13 protein-coding genes and 4 pseudogenes are annotated in these 21239 nt (G+C 59.4%); all 17 read left to right on the top strand.

Annotated features, from left to right (window positions below):
• Positions 1 to 69 precede the first annotated feature (69 nt).
• Complete coding sequence (locus CIT37_RS35615; protein WP_014498065.1) at positions 70 to 252, top strand: hypothetical protein; 183 nt, start codon at positions 70 to 72, stop codon at positions 250 to 252.
• Between the two features lie 140 nt (positions 253 to 392).
• A pseudogene (locus CIT37_RS35610) lies at positions 393 to 638 on the top strand (IS110 family transposase); the annotation flags it as partial.
• Between the two features lie 456 nt (positions 639 to 1094).
• Entirely contained in the window at positions 1095 to 2858 is a 1764-nt protein-coding gene (locus tag CIT37_RS35605) for a relaxase/mobilization nuclease domain-containing protein (protein ID WP_095425541.1), read from the top strand.
• A 36-nt stretch (positions 2859 to 2894) separates the two neighbouring features.
• On the top strand, positions 2895 to 4868 hold the full coding sequence (locus tag CIT37_RS35600; protein ID WP_038936975.1) for a conjugal transfer protein TraG: 1974 nt from the start codon (positions 2895 to 2897) through the stop codon (positions 4866 to 4868).
• A 6-nt stretch (positions 4869 to 4874) separates the two neighbouring features.
• The gene (locus tag CIT37_RS35595) at positions 4875 to 5300 is read left to right on the top strand and encodes a CopG family transcriptional regulator (protein ID WP_038936974.1); all 426 of its coding nucleotides are present in this window, start codon (positions 4875 to 4877) and stop codon (positions 5298 to 5300) included.
• A gap of 135 nt (positions 5301 to 5435) precedes the next feature.
• Entirely contained in the window at positions 5436 to 6755 is a 1320-nt protein-coding gene (locus tag CIT37_RS35590; RefSeq protein WP_038936973.1) for an MFS transporter, read from the top strand.
• A gap of 224 nt (positions 6756 to 6979) precedes the next feature.
• Positions 6980 to 7894: a P-type conjugative transfer ATPase TrbB gene (gene trbB / locus CIT37_RS35585; protein ID WP_028152639.1), complete on the top strand. Its 915-nt coding sequence runs from the start codon at positions 6980 to 6982 to the stop codon at positions 7892 to 7894.
• A 1-nt stretch (position 7895) separates the two neighbouring features.
• Positions 7896 to 8219, top strand: coding sequence for a TrbC/VirB2 family type IV secretion system protein (locus CIT37_RS35580; RefSeq protein ID WP_038936972.1), 324 nt, complete (start codon positions 7896 to 7898; stop codon positions 8217 to 8219).
• Positions 8219 to 8482 carry a VirB3 family type IV secretion system protein gene (locus CIT37_RS35575; RefSeq protein WP_028152637.1) on the top strand — a complete coding sequence of 88 codons (264 nt, stop codon included), beginning with the start codon at positions 8219 to 8221 and terminating at the stop codon, positions 8480 to 8482. Before CIT37_RS35580 ends, CIT37_RS35575 begins: the two co-directional genes overlap by 1 nt.
• A 10-nt stretch (positions 8483 to 8492) precedes the next feature.
• Entirely contained in the window at positions 8493 to 10934 is a 2442-nt protein-coding gene (trbE, locus tag CIT37_RS35570) for a conjugal transfer protein TrbE (protein WP_095425543.1), read from the top strand.
• Positions 10931 to 11662: a P-type conjugative transfer protein TrbJ gene (trbJ, locus tag CIT37_RS35565; RefSeq protein WP_028152635.1), complete on the top strand. Its 732-nt coding sequence runs from the start codon at positions 10931 to 10933 to the stop codon at positions 11660 to 11662. The genes trbE and trbJ overlap by 4 nt, the downstream gene beginning before the upstream one ends.
• On the top strand, positions 11662 to 12033 hold the full coding sequence (gene trbK-alt, locus CIT37_RS35560; RefSeq protein ID WP_080586783.1) for a putative entry exclusion protein TrbK-alt: 372 nt from the start codon (positions 11662 to 11664) through the stop codon (positions 12031 to 12033). The genes trbJ and trbK-alt overlap by 1 nt, the downstream gene beginning before the upstream one ends.
• Positions 12030 to 12269, top strand: a pseudogene (locus CIT37_RS35555) (type IV secretion system protein); the annotation flags it as partial. The gene trbK-alt and the pseudogene CIT37_RS35555, both read left to right, overlap by 4 nt.
• Positions 12270 to 13458: 1189 nt before the next feature.
• Positions 13459 to 14727: an IS256 family transposase gene (locus tag CIT37_RS35550; protein ID WP_035716818.1), complete on the top strand. Its 1269-nt coding sequence runs from the start codon at positions 13459 to 13461 to the stop codon at positions 14725 to 14727.
• A 960-nt stretch (positions 14728 to 15687) separates the two neighbouring features.
• A pseudogene (panB, locus tag CIT37_RS35545) lies at positions 15688 to 16574 on the top strand (3-methyl-2-oxobutanoate hydroxymethyltransferase).
• Positions 16528 to 17393: pseudogene (gene panC / locus CIT37_RS35540) on the top strand (pantoate--beta-alanine ligase). The pseudogenes panB and panC overlap by 47 nt, the downstream one beginning before the upstream one ends.
• A gap of 510 nt (positions 17394 to 17903) precedes the next feature.
• Positions 17904 to 21020, top strand: a complete 3117-nt coding sequence (locus CIT37_RS35535) for an efflux RND transporter permease subunit (RefSeq protein WP_028153850.1) — start codon at positions 17904 to 17906, stop codon at positions 21018 to 21020.
• Positions 21021 to 21239: the final 219 nt, after the last annotated feature.

Below are 21239 nucleotides of genomic sequence, written 5' to 3'. Positions count from 1 at the left end.
GTCTGGCGTCGTTTGGGCGACTCACGTTACCCATCATTCCCGACCACATCACTGCACAATGGGAATGAAATGTTTGCAGCAACCCGCGAACTGCCGGCCTCTGGTTACGCACTTGAAGTGGATGGCCGACTCAAGGCCGAATTTGCAACCAGAGACGGCGCCAGGGCAGGCGGAGAAGAACTCAAGAAGCGCTTTCCCATGCTTCAGATCAGGATCTATGACGCGCAGACGCAAGCGCGCGAGGACATCTAGATCCGCGGACTGGCGGATTTTTCCGATTCGCGTGTGCGGCTTCCGCCGCACCGGGCTCTCGTGTTGGGGTGGACGGCCCCCTTCCACCGGTGTGCGTGGCAGGATGGGGTCGTCGATGACCTCAAACGAAGGAGCCGTCCGTGGCAATTGCTCGAATCGGTTTGGACACGTCAAAAAGCGTATTTCAGCTACATGGCGTTGACGGGATGGAGCAACCAGTCTTGCGGCGCAAGTTGAGGCGCGGCCAGGTTCTGGAGTTCTTCCGTCGTTTGCCGCCAGCGTTTGTCGCAATGGAAGCTTGTGGCGCGTCGCATTATTGGGCGCGGGAGCTGCGATCGCTCGGACATGAGGTCGCGATGATCCCGCCCCAATATGTGAAGGCTTACGGTGCGCCCCGACGGCGCGTATTACCAGTGGAGGAAGGATCCACCCAGAGAGTTGTCGATTGATCTGGTAGCTGACGAGCGGTTTGGACGAGCAATCGGACGGATCGAAGCCTCGTGACAAAGGTCGCTTTAGGCGGCCGAGCAATCCAGCGGGCCGTAACGTGAGTGAAGCCTGAGCACGCCTCGAAAGTTACGATGTGAATGCCGACCCGATCGTATGGCGGGGAAGGCCGTGCGGACAGGGAAGCAATCGACGCACGCACCTGTCTGGTTCACCGGGGTAATGGGCACGGCACGTCGAGATAAAAGGGGCTCGCCGGTCGAACCGCAAGCCATTGGCATGGCTTGGGTTCTAGCGTGCCGGTCTGTCGGGTCGCGTGCCGCGCCTAGCGTTTTTACGAATGCAATCAAAGGCGTTTTCGGCACTGTGCGTGCTTTTAATCGTTTGGAGGCCCCGTGAGCGTGGGCGATAGCGACCTGCGTATTCGGCCTGGGCGCATCCGCAATACCCGCTCGCCGAAGCAGAAGAGCTTCATTAACCAGGTGCTGCGGGCGGCAAAGAAGGCCGGGCACACCTCTGGTCAGTCTGCGGCTGGCAGGAGTTCCACGGCTTATGGCCGCTCGACGTTTGGCCGCGGCAGGCTTGCGTTCAGCCGCAGTCGGTTGTTCAGCCCGACGCGGCGCGTCGTGGTGAAGGCACGTGTTGTCCGGCACAAAGGACGAGCATTCCGCTCGGCGCCTCTGACGGCCCATCTTTCATATCTCAAGCGCGATGGCGTGACCCGAAGCGGTGAGCGTGCCGTGATGTTCGATGCCGGCAGTGACGGTGCCGATAGCGCGGCTTTCGCTGAACGATGCAAGGACGACCGGCATCATTTTAGGTTCATCGTCTCGCCTGAGGATGCCGGCGAGATGACCGACCTCAGGACTTTCACCTGCGACCTCACCAAGCAAATGGAGATTGATCTCGGCACGCGGCTCGATTGGGTTGCTGTCGATCATTGGAATACCGACAATCCCCACGTCCATCTTCTCGTTCGGGGAGTAGACGAGGAAGGGGCAGATCTCGTGATCTCCCGCGACTACATCAGCCTGGGCCTGCGGTCACGCGCCGAGGAACTGGTCGCCATAGAACTGGGTCCAAAACCGGAGCACGAGATCCGCAATTCGCTGGAGAGAGAAGTCACGGCGGAACGATGGACGCGGCTAGATCGGGAGATCCGGTTGGCAGCCGATGAGACCGGCACTATCGATCTTCGCCCCGAGAACCCGAGCAAGTCCGATTCCGAGATCCGGCGCCTGATGATCGGTCGTCTTCAACAGCTAGAGAGGATGGGCCTTGCTACCTCCGCTGCACCAGGCGAATGGATAGTCGGGCTCGAGGCCGAGCGCAGCTTGCGCGATCTCGGCATGCGCGGCGACATCATCAAGACCATGCACCGCGCCTTCACCGAGCGTGGGGAAGCGCGCGGCGTTGCCGACTTCGTCATTGAGAGTGGACGGCCGACGGCCCAGATTATCGGACGGCTGGTCGACCGCGGATTGCATGACGAACTGACCGGGGAGGCCTATGCCCTGATTGACGGAACAGACGGACGCGCTCACCACGTGCGCTTCCGAGGGCTCGAGGCGTTCGAATATGCACCGCCAATGGGCGGCATCGTCGAAGTCCGGAGTTTCGGTCCACCCGGCGATCCGCGCCCCACCGTGGTGCTCGCGGCCCGTTCCGATCTCGATCTTGGTGGTCAGGTCAAGGCAAGAGGGGCAACTTGGCTCGACCACAGGCTGGTCGAACGCGACCCCATGCCGCTTGCCATGGGTGGATTTGGCCGCGAGACCCGCGACGCCATGGAGGCCCGGACCGAGCATCTGATCCAGGAGGGCTTGGCGCGGCGGCAGGGCCAACGCATCACCGTGCAGCGAGACCTCCTGAAGACGTTGCGTCGACGCGAACTGGACGAGGTTGCCGCAAAAGTCTCGGCCGACATCGGCCTGCCTCATATGAACGCCGCCTCCGGGGAGCATGTGGCGGGCACGTATCGCCAGCGGCTGACGCTCACCTCGGGACGCTTCGCCATGATCGATAATGGTCTCGGCTTCCAGCTCGTGCCCTGGTCGCGCGAACTAGAAAAGAGGCTCGGCCAACACGTCACCGGGTTCGTGAAGGACGGCGGTGGTATTGAATGGGGCTTTGGTCGCAAGCGCGACCTCGGCCTCTAGCTATCTCACCAATTCAGTTGCGGAAGGACGCTCGGAATGTCCGGAACCAAAATACTCTGGGGGCAGGTGATCGTTGTCGGCCTGATCGTCTTGCTGGCCATCTGGGGAGCAACCGAGTGGACGGCCTGGCGACTTGGCTACCAGCCCCAGCTTGGGCGGCCCTGGTTCGAACTGTGGGGTTTCAAGATCTATTATCCGCCGATCTTCTTCTGGTGGTGGTTCGTCTACGATGCCTATGCGCCGCAGGTCTTTGTCGAGGGGGCCTTCATCGCAGCATCAGGGACCGTCGTTTCGATCGCGGTGGCGATCGGCATGTCGGTGTGGCGGGCGCGCGAGGCCAAGGACGTTGAGACTTATGGCTCGGCGCGCTGGGCTGATGCGGAAGAGGTTCGAGCGGCCGGACTTCTCGGTCCGGATGGTGTGGTGCTTGGCAAGCTCGACCACGACTACCTGCGCCATGACGGGCCGGAGCACGTCTTGTGCTTTGCCCCCACTCGGTCCGGTAAGGGTGTTGGCTTGGTCGTTCCTTCGTTGCTGGCCTGGCCGGGCTCGGCCATCGTGCACGACATTAAAGGTGAGAATTGGCAACTGACGGCCGGTTTTCGCTCGCGGCATGGTCGAGTTCTCTTGTTCGACCCAACCAATCCAAAGTCCACTGCGTACAATCCACTGCTCGAGGTGCGGCGCGGGGAATGGGAGGTTCGTGACGTCCAGAACGTCGCCGATGTCCTGGTCGACCCCGAGGGCTCGCTCGACAAGCGGAACCATTGGGAGAAGACCAGTCATTCGCTCCTGGTCGGCGCCATACTCCATGTTCTCTATGCCGAGGCAGACAAGACCTTGGCTGGCGTCGCAGCTTTCCTGTCCGATCCGAAGCGGCCGATCGAGGCGACGCTGAAGGCGATGATGACGACCGCGCATCTTGACGCGAAGGGCTCCCATCCCGTGGTCGCCTCGACGGCGCGTGAACTCCTCAACAAATCCGAGAATGAGCGGTCGGGCGTTCTGTCCACCGCGATGTCGTTCCTGGGTCTTTACCGCGATCCCGTCGTAGCCCAGGTGACCTGCCGCTGCGACTGGAGGATAACCGATCTGATCGCAAACAGCCGCCCTACGACGCTTTACCTCGTGGTGCCACCCTCCGATATCTCGCGGACCAAGCCTTTAATCCGCCTGGTGCTAAACCAGATCGGCAGGCGGCTGACCGAAGATCTGCACGCCCGCGACCGCCGGCATCGAGTCCTGATGATGCTCGACGAGTTTCCGGCGCTGGGACGTCTTGATTTCTTCGAGTCCGCGCTCGCCTTCATGGCGGGGTACGGCATCAAGAGCTTCTTGATCGCGCAATCGCTCAATCAGATCGAGAAGGCCTACGGGCCCAACAATGCGATTCTCGACAATTGTCACGTGCGCGTCAGCTTCGCGACAAATGACGAGCGGACCGCCAAGCGGGTGTCCGACGCGTTGGGTACGGCGACGGAGATGCGTGCGATGAAGAACTATGCCGGTCACAGGTTGAACCCCTGGCTTGGACACCTGATGGTCTCGCGCCAGGAGACGGCGAGACCGCTGCTAACCCCGGGCGAGGTCATGCAGCTATCGCCGATGGACGAGATTGTTATGGTAGCGGGCACACCGCCGATCCGGGCGAAGAAGGTTCGCTATTATGAGGATCGGCGGCTTACCGAGCGGATCTTGCCGCCGCCCGATCCGACGGTATCAGGAACGGACGGATGGTCAACGCTTGAAACGCTGAAGCCTGCGCCGCATCCAACCGACAGGGGGCAAGCAGAGGAAGACGCCGCGAACAGTGGTCTCCGTCGCGAGCCCGAACTCCCCGATCACGTCGCGATAGCCAAGGAAACAACCGAGCCGGCCCCAGCCGAGGAATTCGCCGTGGTTCTTGACGACGATGAGGACGCGGTCCGCCAATCTCGACTGCTTCGTCAGCAGATGCGTGGCGTCGCCCGCCAGGTTGCCATGGATCCGAATGACGGCATGGAGCTCTGAGGCAACATGCGCGATCGGATGAACGTCTATTTCCCGCCCGAGCTTCTGAAACAGATCTCGGACCTCGCGGATCGCAAAAACCTTTCCCGGTCTGCGATCGTGGAGGCAGCCGTTGCTTCGTTTTTGTCACCGGACGGAGCGGACAGGCGAGAGGCCGCGTTTACCCGTCGTCTCGATCGCCTCTCGCGACAAATGCAGCGGATGGAGCGTGATATCGGTCTAACGGCAGAGACCTTGGCCCTGTTCATCCGCTTCTGGCTGACAGTAACGCCGCCATTGCCCAATGACGCGCAGACGGCCGCGCAGGCAAAGGGTCGGGAGCGCTTTGAAGGATTTGTCGAGGCGCTCGGGCGCCGTTTGCAGAAAGGGCAAAGCTTTCTGCGCGAGATTCCAGAAGATATCCGCCGCCAGGAAGCGGCCGAAGAATCTTGATTGAACCATGTAGCAAGACCGTTTCGCCGGTCCCTTCTTTTTCTTCGCTAACCTACGCCCGCAGCGATTTAGCTGAACTGACGAAAAGCTGGTCGCGCTATCGGCTCGCACGAGCTGACAGCAAGAGGGGCCAGCATGCAGATTTCAGGGGCATGGCGCCTCACAGCGCGCGTATTTCTCCCGTTTGCGGTTGGATACTATCTTTCGTATCTGTTTCGAACGATCAACGCTTTGATCGCCAGTCATCTCAGCTCGGATGCTGGGCTTGGGGCTGCCGACCTCGGGTTGCTTACCTCGGTCTATTTCCTCGTCTTTGCGGCGGCGCAGATTCCCGTCGGCATATTGTTGGACCGCTTTGGTCCGCGGCGCGTCCAGAGTGCTCTGCTCTTGCTCGCAGCAGTGGGCGCCGGACTCTTCGCGGTATCGAGCGGTTTCCCGTCACTCTTGATAGCGCGTGCAATGATCGGGCTTGGTGTCGCGGCGGCGCTGACGGCCGGACTGAAGTCCATCATCCTCTGGTTCCCTAGCGAACGCGTCGTTTTGCTTAACGGCTACATGATTATGCTGGGGTCGCTAGGAGCGGTAACGGCTACGGCTCCCGTCGAATACCTGCTCGCTTGGATGGGCTGGCGGCTGCTCTTTGGGATCCTGGCAGTCGCTACCGGTGCGACGGCCATTCTCATCTATGTCGCGGTGCCTGAACGAGGCATTGTTCCATCAACGGCGCGCGCCACCCTTGGCTCCGTTTTCAGCGATCGGCGCTTCTGGCGAATGGCCCCATTGTCGGCGACTTGTGTTGGATCGGCTTGGTCTCTGCAGGGACTGTGGGCATCACCGTGGCTGACCGACGTGGAGGGGCTTGATCGCGCAAGTCTCGTAAGACAGCTGTTCACCATGTCGATCGTCTTGAGCTTCGGCGCGTTGTTGTTCGGGATGACCGTCCACTACGTCAAACGAAGGGGAATAGGGGCGGAGACGGTATTAGCGACGGTTGCGGTGCTCTTTTTCGCAGCCGAGCTAGCTTTGATCCTGCGAGTGCCTCTGCCGTCCATCTTGCCCTGGTCCGTTGTCGCAATTGCCGGAACGGCAACCGTGGTCAGCTTCGCGGTAATAGTAGATTACTTTCCGCCGGCGCTTGCCGGTCGTGCCAACGGCGCCTTGAACGTCTTGCACTTTGGTTGGGCGTTCCTGGCACAATGCGGGACAGGTCTTATCTTGGAGCAATGGCCCGCGAATGATGGCCATAGGGCCGTCCATGCCTATCAAGTAGCGTTCGGCGTCAACGTAGCAGTGCAGATCGCGGCGTTGATCTGGTTCATGCTGCCTTGGCGCCGATCTATCGTTTCCTGGATGAGTTCACTCCTATTCTTCAAGCCGGCTGATGTTTCTTACGCTGTCGAGTCGTATGAGGATTCGGTCTTACTCGTGCCCGCGGATGACGATGCGGAGTGGTGAGCGGTAGCTCGCCGAGTACGATACGAATGAGTAGACCTCAAACATCAGTTTTCAGTCTTTCTTTTCTACGCCAGTCTACGATCACTGAAGCCGCTTGTTGCGCCAAGTCCGTGGGGCCTTTTCTAATGATCCCCATCTGAGGGCCCCTTGGGTGCCCTCATTCGGTGGGGCGAACGATGGCAATCCATTCTATTCAATCAGACGCGAGCTCGCGCGGTGCGCGAATGCTGCGCAGCGCGCTTGGGGCCGCGATTGCCGGCTATCTCGAAGACGAAGCGATCATCGAGGTGATGCTCAACCCGGATGGCCGGCTATGGATCGACCGGCTGTCGAATGGCCTCATGGACACAGGCGAAACTCTGTCCGCTGCCGATGGCGAGCGCATTGTTCGCCTAGTCGCGCATCACGTCGGTGCCGAGGTGCATGCCGGTTCGCCACGGGTCTCGGCCGAATTGCCTGGGACCGGCGAGCGCTTCGAAGGTCTCTTGCCTCCGGTCGTTGCAGCACCGGCCTTTGCTATCCGCAAGCCCGCCGTCGCCGTGTTTACGCTCGACGACTACGTCGTAAGGCGCATCATGACCTCGGAGCAGGCCAAGATCCTGAGGGGCGCGGTCGACGCACGGAAGAACATCCTCGTCGCCGGCGGAACATCGACCGGCAAGACAACCTTGACGAACGCGCTCCTGGCCGAGGTCGCGAAGAGCTCCGATCGGGTCGTGCTGATCGAAGATACGCGCGAGCTACAGTGCAGGGCGCCCAATCTCGTTGCGCTTCGGACCAAGGACGGTGTGGCCACACTGTCGGATCTTGTTCGCTCGTCCCTCCGACTGCGTCCTGATCGCATCCCGATCGGCGAAGTCCGAGGTGCCGAAGCACTCGACCTCCTCAAGGCCTGGGGCACCGGCCATCCCGGCGGCATCGGTACCATTCATGCGGGGACGGCGCTCGGCGCGCTGCGACGGCTCGAGCAGCTCATCCAGGAAGCCGTCATCTCGGTTCCGCGCGCCTTGATCGCCGAGACCATCGACCTCGTCGCCGTGCTGGCGGGACGCGGCGCCGACCGCCGCCTCGCCGAACTCGCCACCGTCTCAGGCCTCGGTGCCACGGGCGACTACAGCATTTCAACAGCAGGAGACTGACATGCGTCAGCAATTTCGCTTTCTTCGAGGTGCATCGTTGGCCGCTTTCGGCACGGTGCTTTTGGCGTCGGCATCGGCGTGGGCGGCTGGCTCGAACATGCCGTGGGAGCAGCCACTCAATCAGATTTTGCAGTCGGTTGAAGGTCCAGTCGCCAAGATCATCGCCGTCATCATCATCGTCGTGACCGGGCTCACGCTCGCGTTCGGGGACTCGTCAGGTGGTTTCCGCAGGCTGATCCAGATCGTGTTTGGTCTGTCGATCGCGTTTGCCGCCTCGAGCTTCTTCCTGTCGTTCTTCTCCTTCGGCGGCGGCGTGGTGATCTGATGGATGAACCGGTCAAAGGCTTTTTTGTGCCCGTTCACCGCGCGCTTACTGAGCCAATCCTGATGGGCAGCGCGCCGCGGTCGGTTGCGATCGTGAACGGCACGCTTGCGGCAGCCCTTGGGCTCGGACTTCGGCTCTGGATCGCCGGTCTCGTCCTCTGGTTCATCGGCCACATGGCCGCTGTCTGGGCCGCCAAGCGCGATCCAGCCTTTGTCGATGTGGTGCGCCGGCATCTGCGCATCCCCAGCCATCTCAACGCCTGAGCTCATGTCCATGATGAACCTTGCCGAATATCGCCATTCTAATGCTCGTCTCGCCGACTTTCTGCCTTGGGCCGCCTTGGTCGACGAGGGAATCATCCTGAACAAGGACGGCTCGTTCCAACGAACCGCGAAATTCCGCGGCCCCGATCTCGATAGCGCAGTGCCGGCTGAACTTGTCGCCGTCGCCGGCCGTTTGAACAACGCCGTGCGTCGCCTGGGATCGGGTTGGGCCGTGTTCGTTGAGGCGCAACGTCACTTTGCGGGGGCGTACCCGCCTAACTCCTTTCCGGACGTCGCGTCCGCGCTGGTCGACGCGGAACGCAGGGCTCAGTTCGAAGAGGTGGGTGCCCATTACGAGTCCAGCTACTTCCTGACCTTCCTCTATCTGCCTCCGGAGGAGGGAGCGGCTATGGCGGAGAGATTCCTCTATGAAGGTCGCGACCGCACCGTTGGAGCAGATGCTCGGGAGGTGCTGCGCGGATTTATCGACCAAACCAACCGCGTGCTCGGCCTGCTTGAAGGGTTCATGCCGGAATGCACCTGGCTCGATGATCAGGACACGCTGACTTATCTGCACTCGACGATCTCGACCAAGCGTCATCGAGTTCGAGCACCTGAGATTCCCATGTACATCGATGCTCTGCTGGCCGACCAGCCGCTGACCGGCGGACTCGAGCCGATGTTGGGCTCAGCCAATCTTCGGGTCCTGACAATCGTCGGCTTTCCCGGCGCGACGACCCCGGGAATTCTGGATGACCTGAATCGCCTGGCGTTTTCGTATCGCTGGTCAACCCGCGCGATCATGCTCGACAGGACCGAGGCCACCAAGCTGCTGACCAAAATTCGGCGGCAGTGGTTCGCCAAACGAAAATCGATTGGCGCCATTCTCAAGGAGATCATGACGAACGAGGCGTCGACGCTGCTAGATACCGACGCCCACAACAAGGCGCTTGATGCCGACGCGGCGTTGCAGGAACTGGGGTCCAATCAGATTGGGCAAGCCTTTGTCACGGCGACCATCACTGTGTGGGACCGCGATCCCAATGTCGCCGACGAGAAGCTGCGGCTGATCGAGAAGGTCATTCAGGGCCGCGATTTCACCTGCATGATCGAGACGGTGAACGCGGTCGAAGCCTGGCTCGGCAGTCTGCCGGGGCATGTCTATGCGAATGTGAGGCAGCCACCGGTATCGACACTTAACCTCGCCCATATGATTCCGATGTCGGCCGTCTGGGCGGGCGAGGCGAGGGACCTGCATTTCAGGGGCCCGCCGCTCCTGTTTGGTAAGACCGAGGGATCAACGCCGTTCCGGTTTTCGCTCCACGTCGGAGATGTCGGCCATACCCTTGTGGTGGGACCGACCGGTGCCGGAAAGTCGGTGTTGCTCGCTCTGATGGCGCTGCAATTCCGGCGCTATCCGAACTCGCAGGTCTTTGCGTTTGATTTCGGCGGTTCGATCCGGGCGGCCGCGCTCGCCATGGGCGGCGACTGGCATGATCTCGGCGGTGCGCTGTCTGAAGGGGACGAAAACCCCGTCGCGCTGCAACCTTTGGCCTGGATCGACGATTCCGCCGAGCGCGGATGGGCCACGGAATGGATCTGCGCGATCCTGGCGCGGGAAAAGGTCGAGATCACGCCGGAGGTCAAGGATCATCTGTGGTCGGCGCTCACCTCTCTCGCTTCGGCGCCGAGGGAGGAGCGCACCCTCACGGGCCTCTCGGTCTTGCTGCAATCCAATTCCCTGAAAAGGGCCCTGCAGCCCTATTGCCTGGGCGGTCCCTCCGGGCGCCTGCTTGATGCCGAATTCGAGCGCCTTGGCGAAGCTTCGGTTCAGGCGTTTGAGACTGAAGGGTTGATCGGAACGAGCACTGCCCCAGCGGTTCTGGCTTACCTCTTTCATCGGATCGGAGACCGTCTCGACGGCCGGCCGACACTTCTCATTGTCGACGAGGGCTGGCTTGCCCTCAACGATGAAGATTTTGTCGGTCAACTCCGGGAATGGCTGAAGACGCTCCGGAAGAAGAATGCGTCCGTCATCTTCGCCACCCAGTCACTGTCGGACATCGATGGCTCCGCGATCGCGCCGGCGATCATCGAAAGCTGCCCAACGCGCCTGCTGCTGCCGAACGAGCGGGCGATCGAACCCCAGATCACCACGATCTACCGCCGCTTCGGACTCAATGATCGCCAAATCGAACTTCTGAGCCGAGCAACGCCAAAGCGCGACTACTACTGCCAGTCGCGCCGGGGCAATCGGATGTTCGAACTTGGGCTCGGTGAAGTCGCGCTCGCCTTTACCGCAGCCTCTTCCAAGGCAGACCAAGCCGCGATCACGCAACTCCTCGCCGAACATGGACCTGACGGCTTCGTGCCGGCCTGGCTCCGGCACCGCGGTGTCGCCTGGGCCCTAGACATCATCCCCAATCTCGTCAATCTGGAGAAATCCCTATGAGGCATCTTGGCCTATTGGCGGCCGCTGCCACGGTCGCGCTGATGCTCAGCGTCACGGTGTCCGCGCGAGCGCAGTGGATCGTCTTTGATCCCAACAACTACGTGCAGAACGTCCTAACAGCTGCGCGGGAGCTCCAGCAGATCAATAATCAGGTCACCTCGTTGCAGAACGAGGCGCAGATGCTGATCAATCAGGCGAAGAACCTAGCAAACCTGCCGTACTCGTCGCTGCAGCAACTGCAATCCTCGATCCAGCGGACTCAGCAATTACTGGCCCAGGCCCAGCGCATCGCCTATGACGTCCAGCAGATCGATCGCGCGTTTTCGACGAGCTATGCGCCAGCTACAGTCAGCCAGTCGAACCAGTTGCTGATCTTCAACGCCCAAACACGTTGGCAGAATTCCTATGCCGCAACGCAAGACGCGCTGCGAGTTCAGGCGGGCATCGTTGGCAATCTCGACACCAATCGCATCCAGACGTCCGCGCTCGTAGCGTCTAGCCAAGGCGCAAGCGGTGCTCTGCAGGCAACCCAAGCTGGCAATCAGATTCTCGCGCTGAACGCGCAGCAACTCGCCGACCTCACCGCTGTCGTGACGGCGCAGGGCAGGGCGCAGAGCCTCGAAGCGGCTCAGCGCGGCTCGGCTCAGGATCAAGGACGAGAGCAACTCAGGCGATTCCTGACGCCAGGAGAGGGCTATCAATCCTTCAACGTGCAGATGTTCCACTGATGACCGAGCTAAAGGCATTCAAGGCGCTATCGCTGCTTACGACAATCGGCCTAGTGGCCGTCGCTGCCTGCACGATTCAGCTTCGTGGCGGAGACGGTCCTGCTCCACCACCGAAGGCCGAGCAGACGACAGAAGCAACCAGCTCTGACCTCGCGCGCTGCCGCAGCGTCACTGCGGAGGAAGCCGCGGGTTATCATCACTGCAAGCAAGTTTGGGCCGAAAACCGCCGTCGCTTTTTTGGCAAGAAAGACGGTGCCACATTACCTGGCCACGACGATTCCGCTGCCGGCGTGGCGCTCGCTCCAAAGGATCCAAGCCGGATCCCGCAGGGATATCCGAACCTGGTGACACCTGAGGCAAGCAAGCCATGACTGGTACGGGGATCATTGACCAGTTCCTGGAAACGTTCACGCGTTACATCGACAGCGGCTTTGGGCTGCTGGGGAGCGATGTCGGATATCTCGCAACGACCCTTGCTGCGATCGACATTACGCTCGCAGCGTTGTTCTGGAGTTGGGGAACTGATGAGGACATCACCGCGCGTCTCGTCAAGAAGACGCTCTTCGTAGGGGTCTTCGCCTTCCTCATCGCGGTCTACGAGGGTCTCGGATAACTTTCCAGCGGCTTTCTATCGTGCTCCGCCTAGATTGACTCTGCCCACATACTTGCGTCGCTCATGTGCGATTGGCATGTTTTCTTGTTCATGCAACGTGCATGTGTCTGGTCGTGCTGGTGTCTCCAATTCAAGGCAAAAACTAGCTTAGAGAGTCGCCGACGAGGAGGGGAGCCACCGATTTTGGTAGGTGCCCCTTGGTACTTCTCGAAGATACAACTTTGTAGCCCTTGAGAATTGGAGCCTCTTGGGAGCAAAGGTGGCCAGCCCCAGTCTTTGCGACCGGGTTGGCCACCAGCGCTCGCGACATCATGCCCACAGGGCAGCTACAGGCCAACGAATGCATATATTCGAGCGGCATATTACGTCCTTGCGGCCGCAAGCGCTTGCGGTGCTTGCAGCCAATCGGGTCCGCGCCCCCCATCGGTCTCTGGGACTATCAGATCGCAGGGCGGCCACATTTAACGTCGACGAAGTTCTGGCGATGCTGGCTATACTCGATTGCGTGGAACCCAACCTGCGGCCGAAAAGCGCGACAGATCGCTGCGCGCATACGCGCGCTTCTAGAGGGGCCGCATGAGGGGGCAACCAGTTCGGGTAGGATGTCTGTGAGACCATGAGGTGTGAGCTTTCAGTAGGTTGTCCATCCGGTCCTGAACGAGGAAGCAACCTGCCGAAGCTTTAGCCTACCCCTTAAGGATCGGATGAACGCCCCCAAGAATGCGCCATTGACGCCGAAAGGCCATGGCGCCAATCTTGATCGAGGCTGGCCTGACGAAGGCTGCAGTGCGCTGCAACTCGCCGTTTTCGGCGAGGACGGTCGCCAAGTTTAAGCGTTCGGCGAGGAAGAAGTGGATGGACCGTGATCGCTCCACAAGACCTCTTTTATCCAAGCCAAATCCTGCCTTCCCATGCGCAGAAGCCGGAACGTTGGGACGACAGCGCCACAGGTCAAACAGATCTCAATCGAGGCCGGTAGTGTCGCCGGCGACCTTCAGCCCTATCCGGCGCCGGCTGGGATTAAACCGATTGCGCAACCTGGGCCCGGCTGAGCCGGAGCGACGCTATGAACGTGAGCATTCCGGCGGGAGCTATGCGGGAAACTGGGTGATGACGGAATGAGATAGGCGGCGTATCGAGGCGGGTGTCGAGCCTGCCAGAACCTCAAGGAGAGCGATACGCCATGAACGAGCATAGCAACATTGTCCCACTGCGTCAGCCCGATGAGATCGACGATCCACTGACGAATATTTTGCGATCTGGTGCTCGGCAGCTGCTTGCGCAGGCTGTCGAGATGGAAGCCGAGGCGTTTCTCGCCGCGATGAAGGGCTTGAAGCTTCCCGATGGCCGCGACCGCCTCGTGCGGCACGGCCATGGTCCAGTGCGGACGATCCAGACGGGGATCGGCGCCGTCGAAGTCGCCCGGGTAAAGATTCGCGATCGCGCGGTGACCAGCGATGGCGAGCGGATCCGCTTCACCTCGGCGATCCTGCCGTTGTGGGCACGGCGCACGAAGAGCTTGGATGCACTTTTGCCGGTTCTGTACCTGCGAGGCATCTCGACGGGCGACTTCCAGGAGGCGCTGGCGGCGCTCCTGGGCAAGGATGCGCCGAATCTTTCTCCGGCGGTGGTTTCCAGACTGACGACGGAGTGGCAGCTCGAGTACGAGCGTTGGCAGAAGCGCGATCTGTCGGCGCGCCGGTACGTATACGTGTGGGCGGACGGCGTCTTCCTGCAGGCTCGCATGGAAGACCACAGCGAATGCATGCTGGTGCTGATCGGCGCGACGCCGGAAGGCAAGAAGGAACTCATCGGCTTCCAGGTCGGCGTGCGCGAGAGCACGCAGAGCTGGCACGAACTGCTCGTCGAGGCGAAAACCCGTGGGCTGAAGATCGCCCCGGAAATCGCCGTCGGTGACGGCGCGCTCGGCTTCTGGAAGGCGCTCGACGAGGTCTTTCCCGCCACGCGACATCAGCGGTGCTGGGTGCACAAAACCGCGAATATCTTGAACAAAGTCGCAGTGTCGGTACAGGCCAGCATGAAGAAGGATCTGCGCGAGGTCTATTTGGCGTCCAACCGAGCTTCGGCCGAAGTGGCGATCGATGTCTTTGCCGAGAAATACGGAGCGAAGTACGACAAGGCGGTCGAGTGCCTGACGAAAGATCGCGACGCAATGCTTGCGTTCTACGAATTCCCCGCCGAGCATTGGGACCACTTGCGGACGACGAATCCCATCGAAAGCGTGTTCGCGACGGTCCGGCACAGAACGGTGCGCACGAAAGGTTCGTTATCGTCAACGACTGCCAAGTTGATGGTGTTCAAGCTGCTCTGCGCCGCATCAAAGACCTGGCGGCGGCTGAAAGGCACAAATCAGTTGCCGAAGGTCATCGCAGGTGTCAGATTCGAAAACGGCATCGAGGTCATCCAAGTGCCGGAAAACCACGCCGCCTGATCGCCTCGTCACCCAAAATCCCGCATAGCTCTTCCGGCGGACCCGATCCGGGTCGGTATCAAAAAGCTCGGCAAGGTGACCATATAGGCCAGCGGTTAATGGACCGGACAGGACAGAGCAGCCTGCGGGGGAGGACTGCCGAGACGGACGCCTCGGTCTCAAGCACATCGGTACAAAACTCTATAGGAGCTCTTTACCGATCAATCGGCTCAGAAATACAATCTGTTGCATGCCGCCTTATGCTCACCTCGGTGGATTTAACACTGGAAAAAATCGATGCATCAAAAGTGCGCTGTAGAAGTAAACCCGATCGGTCCGACGCGACAGCCGGCCCGCGAATCGGCCGAAGCCGAACACGCCCGCAAGACCTACAGCAAGCGAAGGAAGCCTTCTGGCGTTGATGACGCAACCAAAAGGAATTTTCACCATCTGCGGGTGATTTCCGAGAGGGTCTTTCCTTTCTTCTTGGCGGGTCGACAGATTTCTTCCGCTCTCACAGGGAAGTCGCGGGTGCGCAAAACACTTGGCGAGAAAAGTAGTCGCTGCGAAGGATGTGCTGGAGGCCAATCTTCATTGTCGCGGTTCCGCCACCCTCGATCCACATCCTTATTTCGAAGTGGCCATTCCACCGATGGGCTTGTGGAGATATGGAACAAGAACTCCTATGGGCGACTTCGACCTATGTCATTCTCGCGCACGTGCCTCGCGATGGTGTGTTCTCAACGGCGCTGGTGCGCGGATCCACCAAGCCCATACGCAACTCACTTTTTGCCCTTTGTCCTTCTTGGACAGCGACGAAGAGCGGATTGACGCTGAAGAATTGTAGCAACCAGACTGCTGATCGCGTGGGATACTCGATCAACTCGAGCGCTGGGGATCGCTATAACTTTGCAATAGGCGGCGAGTTGGTTGAAGTTCAAAGCTTTGTCAGTTCGCAGCTAAAAATCGAACTGAGTTCAAATGAGTCGCGTTTCGGAGCAACCGGTCGACCGCATCACAATTCCCCTCCTGCAGCGGTGGAAGCAGGACGGCCGGCGTCTAGTCATGACGACTGCCTACGACGCGGTTGCGGCGCCTATCCCGGATCCTTCCATCGATATCAGTCTCGTCGGTGACAGCGGGGGTAACGTCTGCCTTGGATTCGAAAACACGCCTCCAGTAAGTGTTGCGATGATGAACCATCACCTCGAAGCCGCCGTACGCAGCAAACCGCGTGCCTTGCTCGTCGCCGATATGTCCTTTCTTAGCTTCCACGTCAGCGTTGAGGAGACCATACGAAATGCTGGCGGATTTCTGCAGCGAGGAGCAGCTGCGGCGAGACTCGAGGGCGGTGGCAAAAGAATCGAGATGGTGCGTGCCATTGTCGATTGCGAGATTCCCGTGATGGGTCATCTCGGTCTTATTCCGCAGAGCGTTAATGTCATGGGCGGCTTCAAAGTGCAGGGCCGCAAAGTGGATGAAGCGCTGCGTTTGCTCGATGATGCTCATCGTCTGCAGGAGGCCAGCTGTTTCGCTTTGGTATTGGAGGGCACTCCGGCTGAGCTTACTGCTCGAGTAAGCGATTCCTTGACAATACCGACGATCGGAATCGGCTCGGGCCCAGACTGTTCAGAGCAGGTGCTCTGTTTCATGACGTGCTGGGCCAAACCGAAGGTCATCGCCCCAAATTCGTTCCCGCCTATACGGAAGGCTTTCAGCAGTTCCATGATGCGCTTTCGCGCGGGGCAGCGGATGTCCGCCGTGGCGCGTTCCCCGGCCCGCAAGAGTCCTATCGGCTTCCCGAAGGCGTTGGGGAGGCAATTGCCAACTGCGCGCCATCCACCTCAAATTATCACGAGCGTCGCTGAACTTCGCCGCACTCTCGCAAAATCCCGCAGTGCCAATCAAAGGGCCGGATTGTGCCGACGGTGGGCTATCTCCACGATGGCCACCTGGCGCTGATCGCAGCGAGCCAAGCAAAATGCGATGTGACCGTCGTCAGCATCTTCGTTAACCCCACTCAGTTCGGAGCAAATGAAGATCTCAGCACCTATCTGCGCGACTTCTTGCGCGATGAAGAACTGTGCCGGGATCTGGTGTTGCGATCCTCTTCGCGCCCGATGCACAGGAAGTCTATCCGAGCAATTTCGAAACCTTTGTTGGACCTGGCGACCTCGCGAAACCTCTATGCGGCGCTTTCAGGCCCGGACATTTTCGCGGTGTGGCGACTGTCGTCTGCAAGTTGTTCAACATGGTGCAGCCCCACGTCGCTTTTTTGGCCAGAAGGATGTTCATTAATGCGTAGTCGTGCGTCGCATGGTGGTTGATCTCAATGTCCCGATCGAGATCGTCACCGTACCGACGGTTCGTGAAAAGGATGGGCCCGCCATGAGTAGTCGCAATCGCTATCTCAGCTAGGAAGCGCGCAGCAGGCCCTTGCAATCAACCAGGGGCTGCCCGCGGCGCTCGATGATTTTCGGTCTGGAGAGTGCAACGTACAAAAGCTGATTGCGGCTGCCAAGGCATTTGGAGGCGGTTGACACATTGCAGTATCTTGACTTATCGACGGTGACACGCCCAAAACCGCCGATAGTCCACTGCGACTCCCCGCGGCGCTATGTACGGCCGCCTACGTTGGCTCAACGCGTCGGATCGACAAAGTGGTATTGGCGTTGCCAACTCGGTAGCGCAAGGCGTGGACAAGCCAGAGCGCAGCTTATTGAGCTGACAGAAACGCTCAAAGCACTGTTCCGAGAGGCATATCGAACTGGCAGCAGAGGGCAAGCCCCGAGACGGCTTTGTTCGGCGAGTTAGCGAAGCGATAGCGGGCGCGCACTGAATATGCGGGGCTAAGAATTTGTGTTTAGCAACTCCGCAAGTCTTGCGACGGTGATCAGCGGCGAACTCGATAAACCTTGGTATAGTGCTTTGCAGCCGATGCTATATCACTCACTTACCTTTGTAGAGTTGAGTACCGGTCAGGTCGTTTGTAATTCCGATGTCGAAGTGCGAAGCCTGAACTAATGCCCGGCTAGAAGTCGTTGCGTTCTAATCAACTATTCTTGTCGGGCCTTTCGCCGATAAACGCAAAAAGGGCACGAGCTCTACAGCGGGGGCTCTAGCACAGTCGCCGCATTGCTGACCATTGCCTTAAAGTTGGTGGCAGATTTACATCCCAATCCCGAATACGAGTTGACATGACATTTACCGCGCTTTTCATCAAACGTCCGGTATTGTCAATCGTCGTGAGTTTCCTGATCTTGCTGATCGGCTTGCGCGCCGCGGTCCTACTGCCGATCCGGCAATATCCGAAGCTAACCAATACGGTCATCAATATCACGACTGCCTATCCTGGCGCCTCGGCCGACATGATCCAGGGGTTCATCACCACTCCCCTGGAGCAAGCAGTCGCGTCCGCCGAAGGCGTCGACTACATCAGTTCCTCGTCTATGCTTGGTGTCTCGACTATTCAAGTTTACATCAAGCTGAACTTCAATCCAAACGAAGCGCTCACGGAGGTGCTCTCCAAGGTCAACTCAGTCAAATACCTGATCCCGAAGGAATCAAACGATCCAGTCGTCACGAAGTCGAGCGGTCAGACGAATGCTGTCATGTATATCGCTTTCTCCAGCGATGAGCTAGCGGCCAGTGCGATCACCGACTACCTCACGCGCGTCGTGCAACCGGTTATCTCAACCGTCGACGGCGTTTCAGCGGCTGACATCCTAGGCGGCCAGAGTTTTGCGATGCGGCTATGGCTAGACCCTGCGAAAATGGCTGGGCATGGCATATCGCCGGCTGAAGTTTCGGCTGCAATCGCAGCTAACAACTTCCAGGCTGCGGCAGGCCAGACCAAGGGCTATTTCACTATCTCCGATGTCACAGCAAATACGGATTTGCGGAGTGTTGACGATTTCAAGCGTATGATTGTCAAGGCGAATGACGGTGGCTTTGTGCGCATGGAAGACATTGCGGTAGTCGAACTTGCCGCGCAGATGACGGACACTACCGTCACGATGAACGGCGACCACGCGGTCTTTGTCGGCGTGCAAGCGAGCCCGGAAGGCAATCCGCTAAACATAGTGCGAGGCGTTCGGGCGCTGTTTCCTGAAATGGAGCGTAACCTGCCGCCGCCGCTGAAGATGAAAGTGGCCTACGACTCATCCAAGTTTATTCAATCATCGATCGACGAAGTGAAGAAGACGCTCATTGAGGCCGTCGTGGTTGTGGTCGTCGTGATCTTTCTTTTCCTGGCCTCGCTGCGGTCCGTCATCATTCCTGTGGTTACTATTCCGTTGTCTCTCGTTGGTGTCTGCAGCATGATGCTGGCGCTGGGGTTCTCATTCAACCTCCTGACGCTCCTTGCGATGGTTCTCGCGATCGGCCTCGTGGTCGACGACGCAATCGTGGTGGTGGAGAATATTCATCGCCATTTAGAAGAAGGAGCGGCTCCGCTACAGGCTGCTACAAGGGGCGCGCGCGAGATCGTCGGTCCGGTTATCTCCATGACGATTACCTTGGCTGCGGTATATGCCCCGATCGGATTCCTTGGCGGCCTCACCGGTGGCCTGTTCCGCGAATTCGCGTTCACGCTGGCAGGAGCGGTGATCGTGTCCGGTGTGGTCGCTTTGACGCTGTCGCCCATGATGTGCTCTCTCTTCCTGAGGCGCGCCAAGGGGGGACGATTTGCAAGGCTTGTGAACCGCGGGTTCAGTGCCGTAACACGATGGTACGGCCGCAAGCTCGACCGTTCGCTCGACTATCGCCCAATTACCGGCCTATTTGCGCTGACCATGTTGGGACTTGTCGGCTTTCTCTATATGCATATTTCCAAGGAACTAGCGCCGGAGGAGGATCAAGGTATCATATTCGCGCTAACTAAGGCGCCGAAATACGCCAATATCGACTACCTCGACTATTATGGCACCAAGCTTGAAAGCGCGTTGAAAAAAGTTCCAGAGACTGACTTGAGCTTCGTGTTCAATGGCATTGGCGGCCAGCAGAGTGGCATGGCCGGCATGTTGCTCAAGCCTTGGGACGAACGCAAGCGATCATCGATTGTACTAAAGTCGCTTGTTCAGGCCGAGCTATCCAAAATCGAAGGCATCAACGCGTTTGCCTTTAGCTTGCCTCCGCTGCCGGGCGGTTCTGGTGGCCTACCAGTCCAGATGGTGATCAATTCGACTCTTGGCTTTCAATCCATCCACGAGCAGATGTCAAAGTTGAAGGATGCCGCGCAGAAGAGCGGCCTCTTCATGGTGAGCGACTCCGACCTCGAGTTCAACCAGCCGGTGGTACGAATCAAGGTTGATCGATCGAAGGCTAACGAGCTTGGCATCACCATGCAGATCGTCGGTAACGCGCTCGCCACCTTACTTGGGGGAAATTACGTCAACCGCTTCAATCTGCAGGGCCGCTCCTACGAGGTGATCCCGCAGGTGCCGCGAGAGGAACGGCTAGTGCCGCAATCAATCGGAAGCTATTATGTGAAGACTGCGACGGGATCGATGCTTCCGCTGTCTACCGTAGTCTCCACCGAGACTGCGACCGATCCGAATGCGCTCACCCACTACAACCAGCTCAACTGCGCGACCTTTCAGGCCGTGCCGATGCCCGGCGTCACGATCGAACAGGCCGTGGATTTCCTAGAAGCCGAGGCGAAGAAACTGCCCCCAGGCTTCAGTTACGACTTCCTGGCCGACGCCCGCCAGTACGTGCACGAGGGTAATCAATTGGCGATTACCTTTGCATTTGCCCTCATCATCATATTCTTAGTGCTTTCGGCGCAGTTCGAAAGTCTGCGCGATCCGCTCATCATCATGATCAGCGTGCCGATGGCAATGGTCGGCGCCTTGATTCCGCCGTTCCTCGGCTGGGCGACCATGAACATCTACACCCAGGTTGGACTGTTGACACTGGTCGGGTTGATTTCAAAGCACGGCATCCTAATGGTTGAGTTCGCCAATGAGCTGCAGTTCAAGGAGAGATTTGACCGTCGCTCGGCTATAGAGATGGCGGCGCGTGTCCGACTGCGCCCAATCTTAATGACCACGGCGGCAATGGTCACGGGCTTCATACCCTTGTTGACGGCAACCGGAGCTGGCGCCGCGAGCCGGTTCTCGATCGGACTCGTTCTCGCCGCTGGCATGTCTGCGGGCACGCTGATCACGCTATTCGTGCTCCCGGCGGTCTATGTCGCGATCGCGTCCGATCACCGTGGTAATGGGGGTGTCGTCCGCGCGAACCTCGCCGAGCGCGACTTCACCAGCGCTGCTGATGCCGAGGTAACAAAGCATGACCATCAAATCATCTAGGTTTGCTAGTGTGACGCGCGAAGGAGCTTAGGACCACTTCACGGTTCTTTACACATCGAGAACTTCGCGTGCTTGGTGCCAAACTGGGCGCATCTTTTCGGCGGTTAACAGTCGGAGATCCGCTGCTGCCGCCCCAGGTTAAAGCGGCGCCGGGTATTCACGGAGACCTGACGCCCAAGCTCGACCAAAGGAGAATCGGTGCTCTCTTGATCAAAAAGG

It is taken from the genome of Bradyrhizobium ottawaense (assembly GCF_002278135.3).
In the GTDB taxonomy this organism is placed as follows: domain Bacteria; phylum Pseudomonadota; class Alphaproteobacteria; order Rhizobiales; family Xanthobacteraceae; genus Bradyrhizobium; species Bradyrhizobium ottawaense.
This window is presented reverse-complemented; position numbering and strand designations above follow the sequence as displayed.

Excerpts from the sequence above, each read along its gene's own strand:
- CIT37_RS35615 (WP_014498065.1), top strand. The coding sequence starts at position 70 with ATGTTTGCAGCAACCCGCGAACTGCCGGCCTCTGGTTACGCACTTGAA.
- CIT37_RS35600 (WP_038936975.1), top strand. The coding sequence starts at position 2,895 with ATGTCCGGAACCAAAATACTCTGGGGGCAGGTGATCGTTGTCGGCCTG.
- CIT37_RS35595 (WP_038936974.1), top strand. The coding sequence starts at position 4,875 with ATGCGCGATCGGATGAACGTCTATTTCCCGCCCGAGCTTCTGAAACAG.
- CIT37_RS35590 (WP_038936973.1), top strand. The coding sequence starts at position 5,436 with ATGCAGATTTCAGGGGCATGGCGCCTCACAGCGCGCGTATTTCTCCCG.
- trbB (WP_028152639.1), top strand. The coding sequence starts at position 6,980 with ATGCTGCGCAGCGCGCTTGGGGCCGCGATTGCCGGCTATCTCGAAGAC.
- CIT37_RS35580 (WP_038936972.1), top strand. The coding sequence starts at position 7,896 with ATGCGTCAGCAATTTCGCTTTCTTCGAGGTGCATCGTTGGCCGCTTTC.
- CIT37_RS35575 (WP_028152637.1), top strand. The coding sequence starts at position 8,219 with ATGGATGAACCGGTCAAAGGCTTTTTTGTGCCCGTTCACCGCGCGCTT.
- trbE (WP_095425543.1), top strand. The coding sequence starts at position 8,493 with ATGATGAACCTTGCCGAATATCGCCATTCTAATGCTCGTCTCGCCGAC.
- trbJ (WP_028152635.1), top strand. The coding sequence starts at position 10,931 with ATGAGGCATCTTGGCCTATTGGCGGCCGCTGCCACGGTCGCGCTGATG.
- trbK-alt (WP_080586783.1), top strand. The coding sequence starts at position 11,662 with ATGACCGAGCTAAAGGCATTCAAGGCGCTATCGCTGCTTACGACAATC.
- CIT37_RS35550 (WP_035716818.1), top strand. The coding sequence starts at position 13,459 with ATGAACGAGCATAGCAACATTGTCCCACTGCGTCAGCCCGATGAGATC.
- CIT37_RS35535 (WP_028153850.1), top strand. The coding sequence starts at position 17,904 with ATGACATTTACCGCGCTTTTCATCAAACGTCCGGTATTGTCAATCGTC.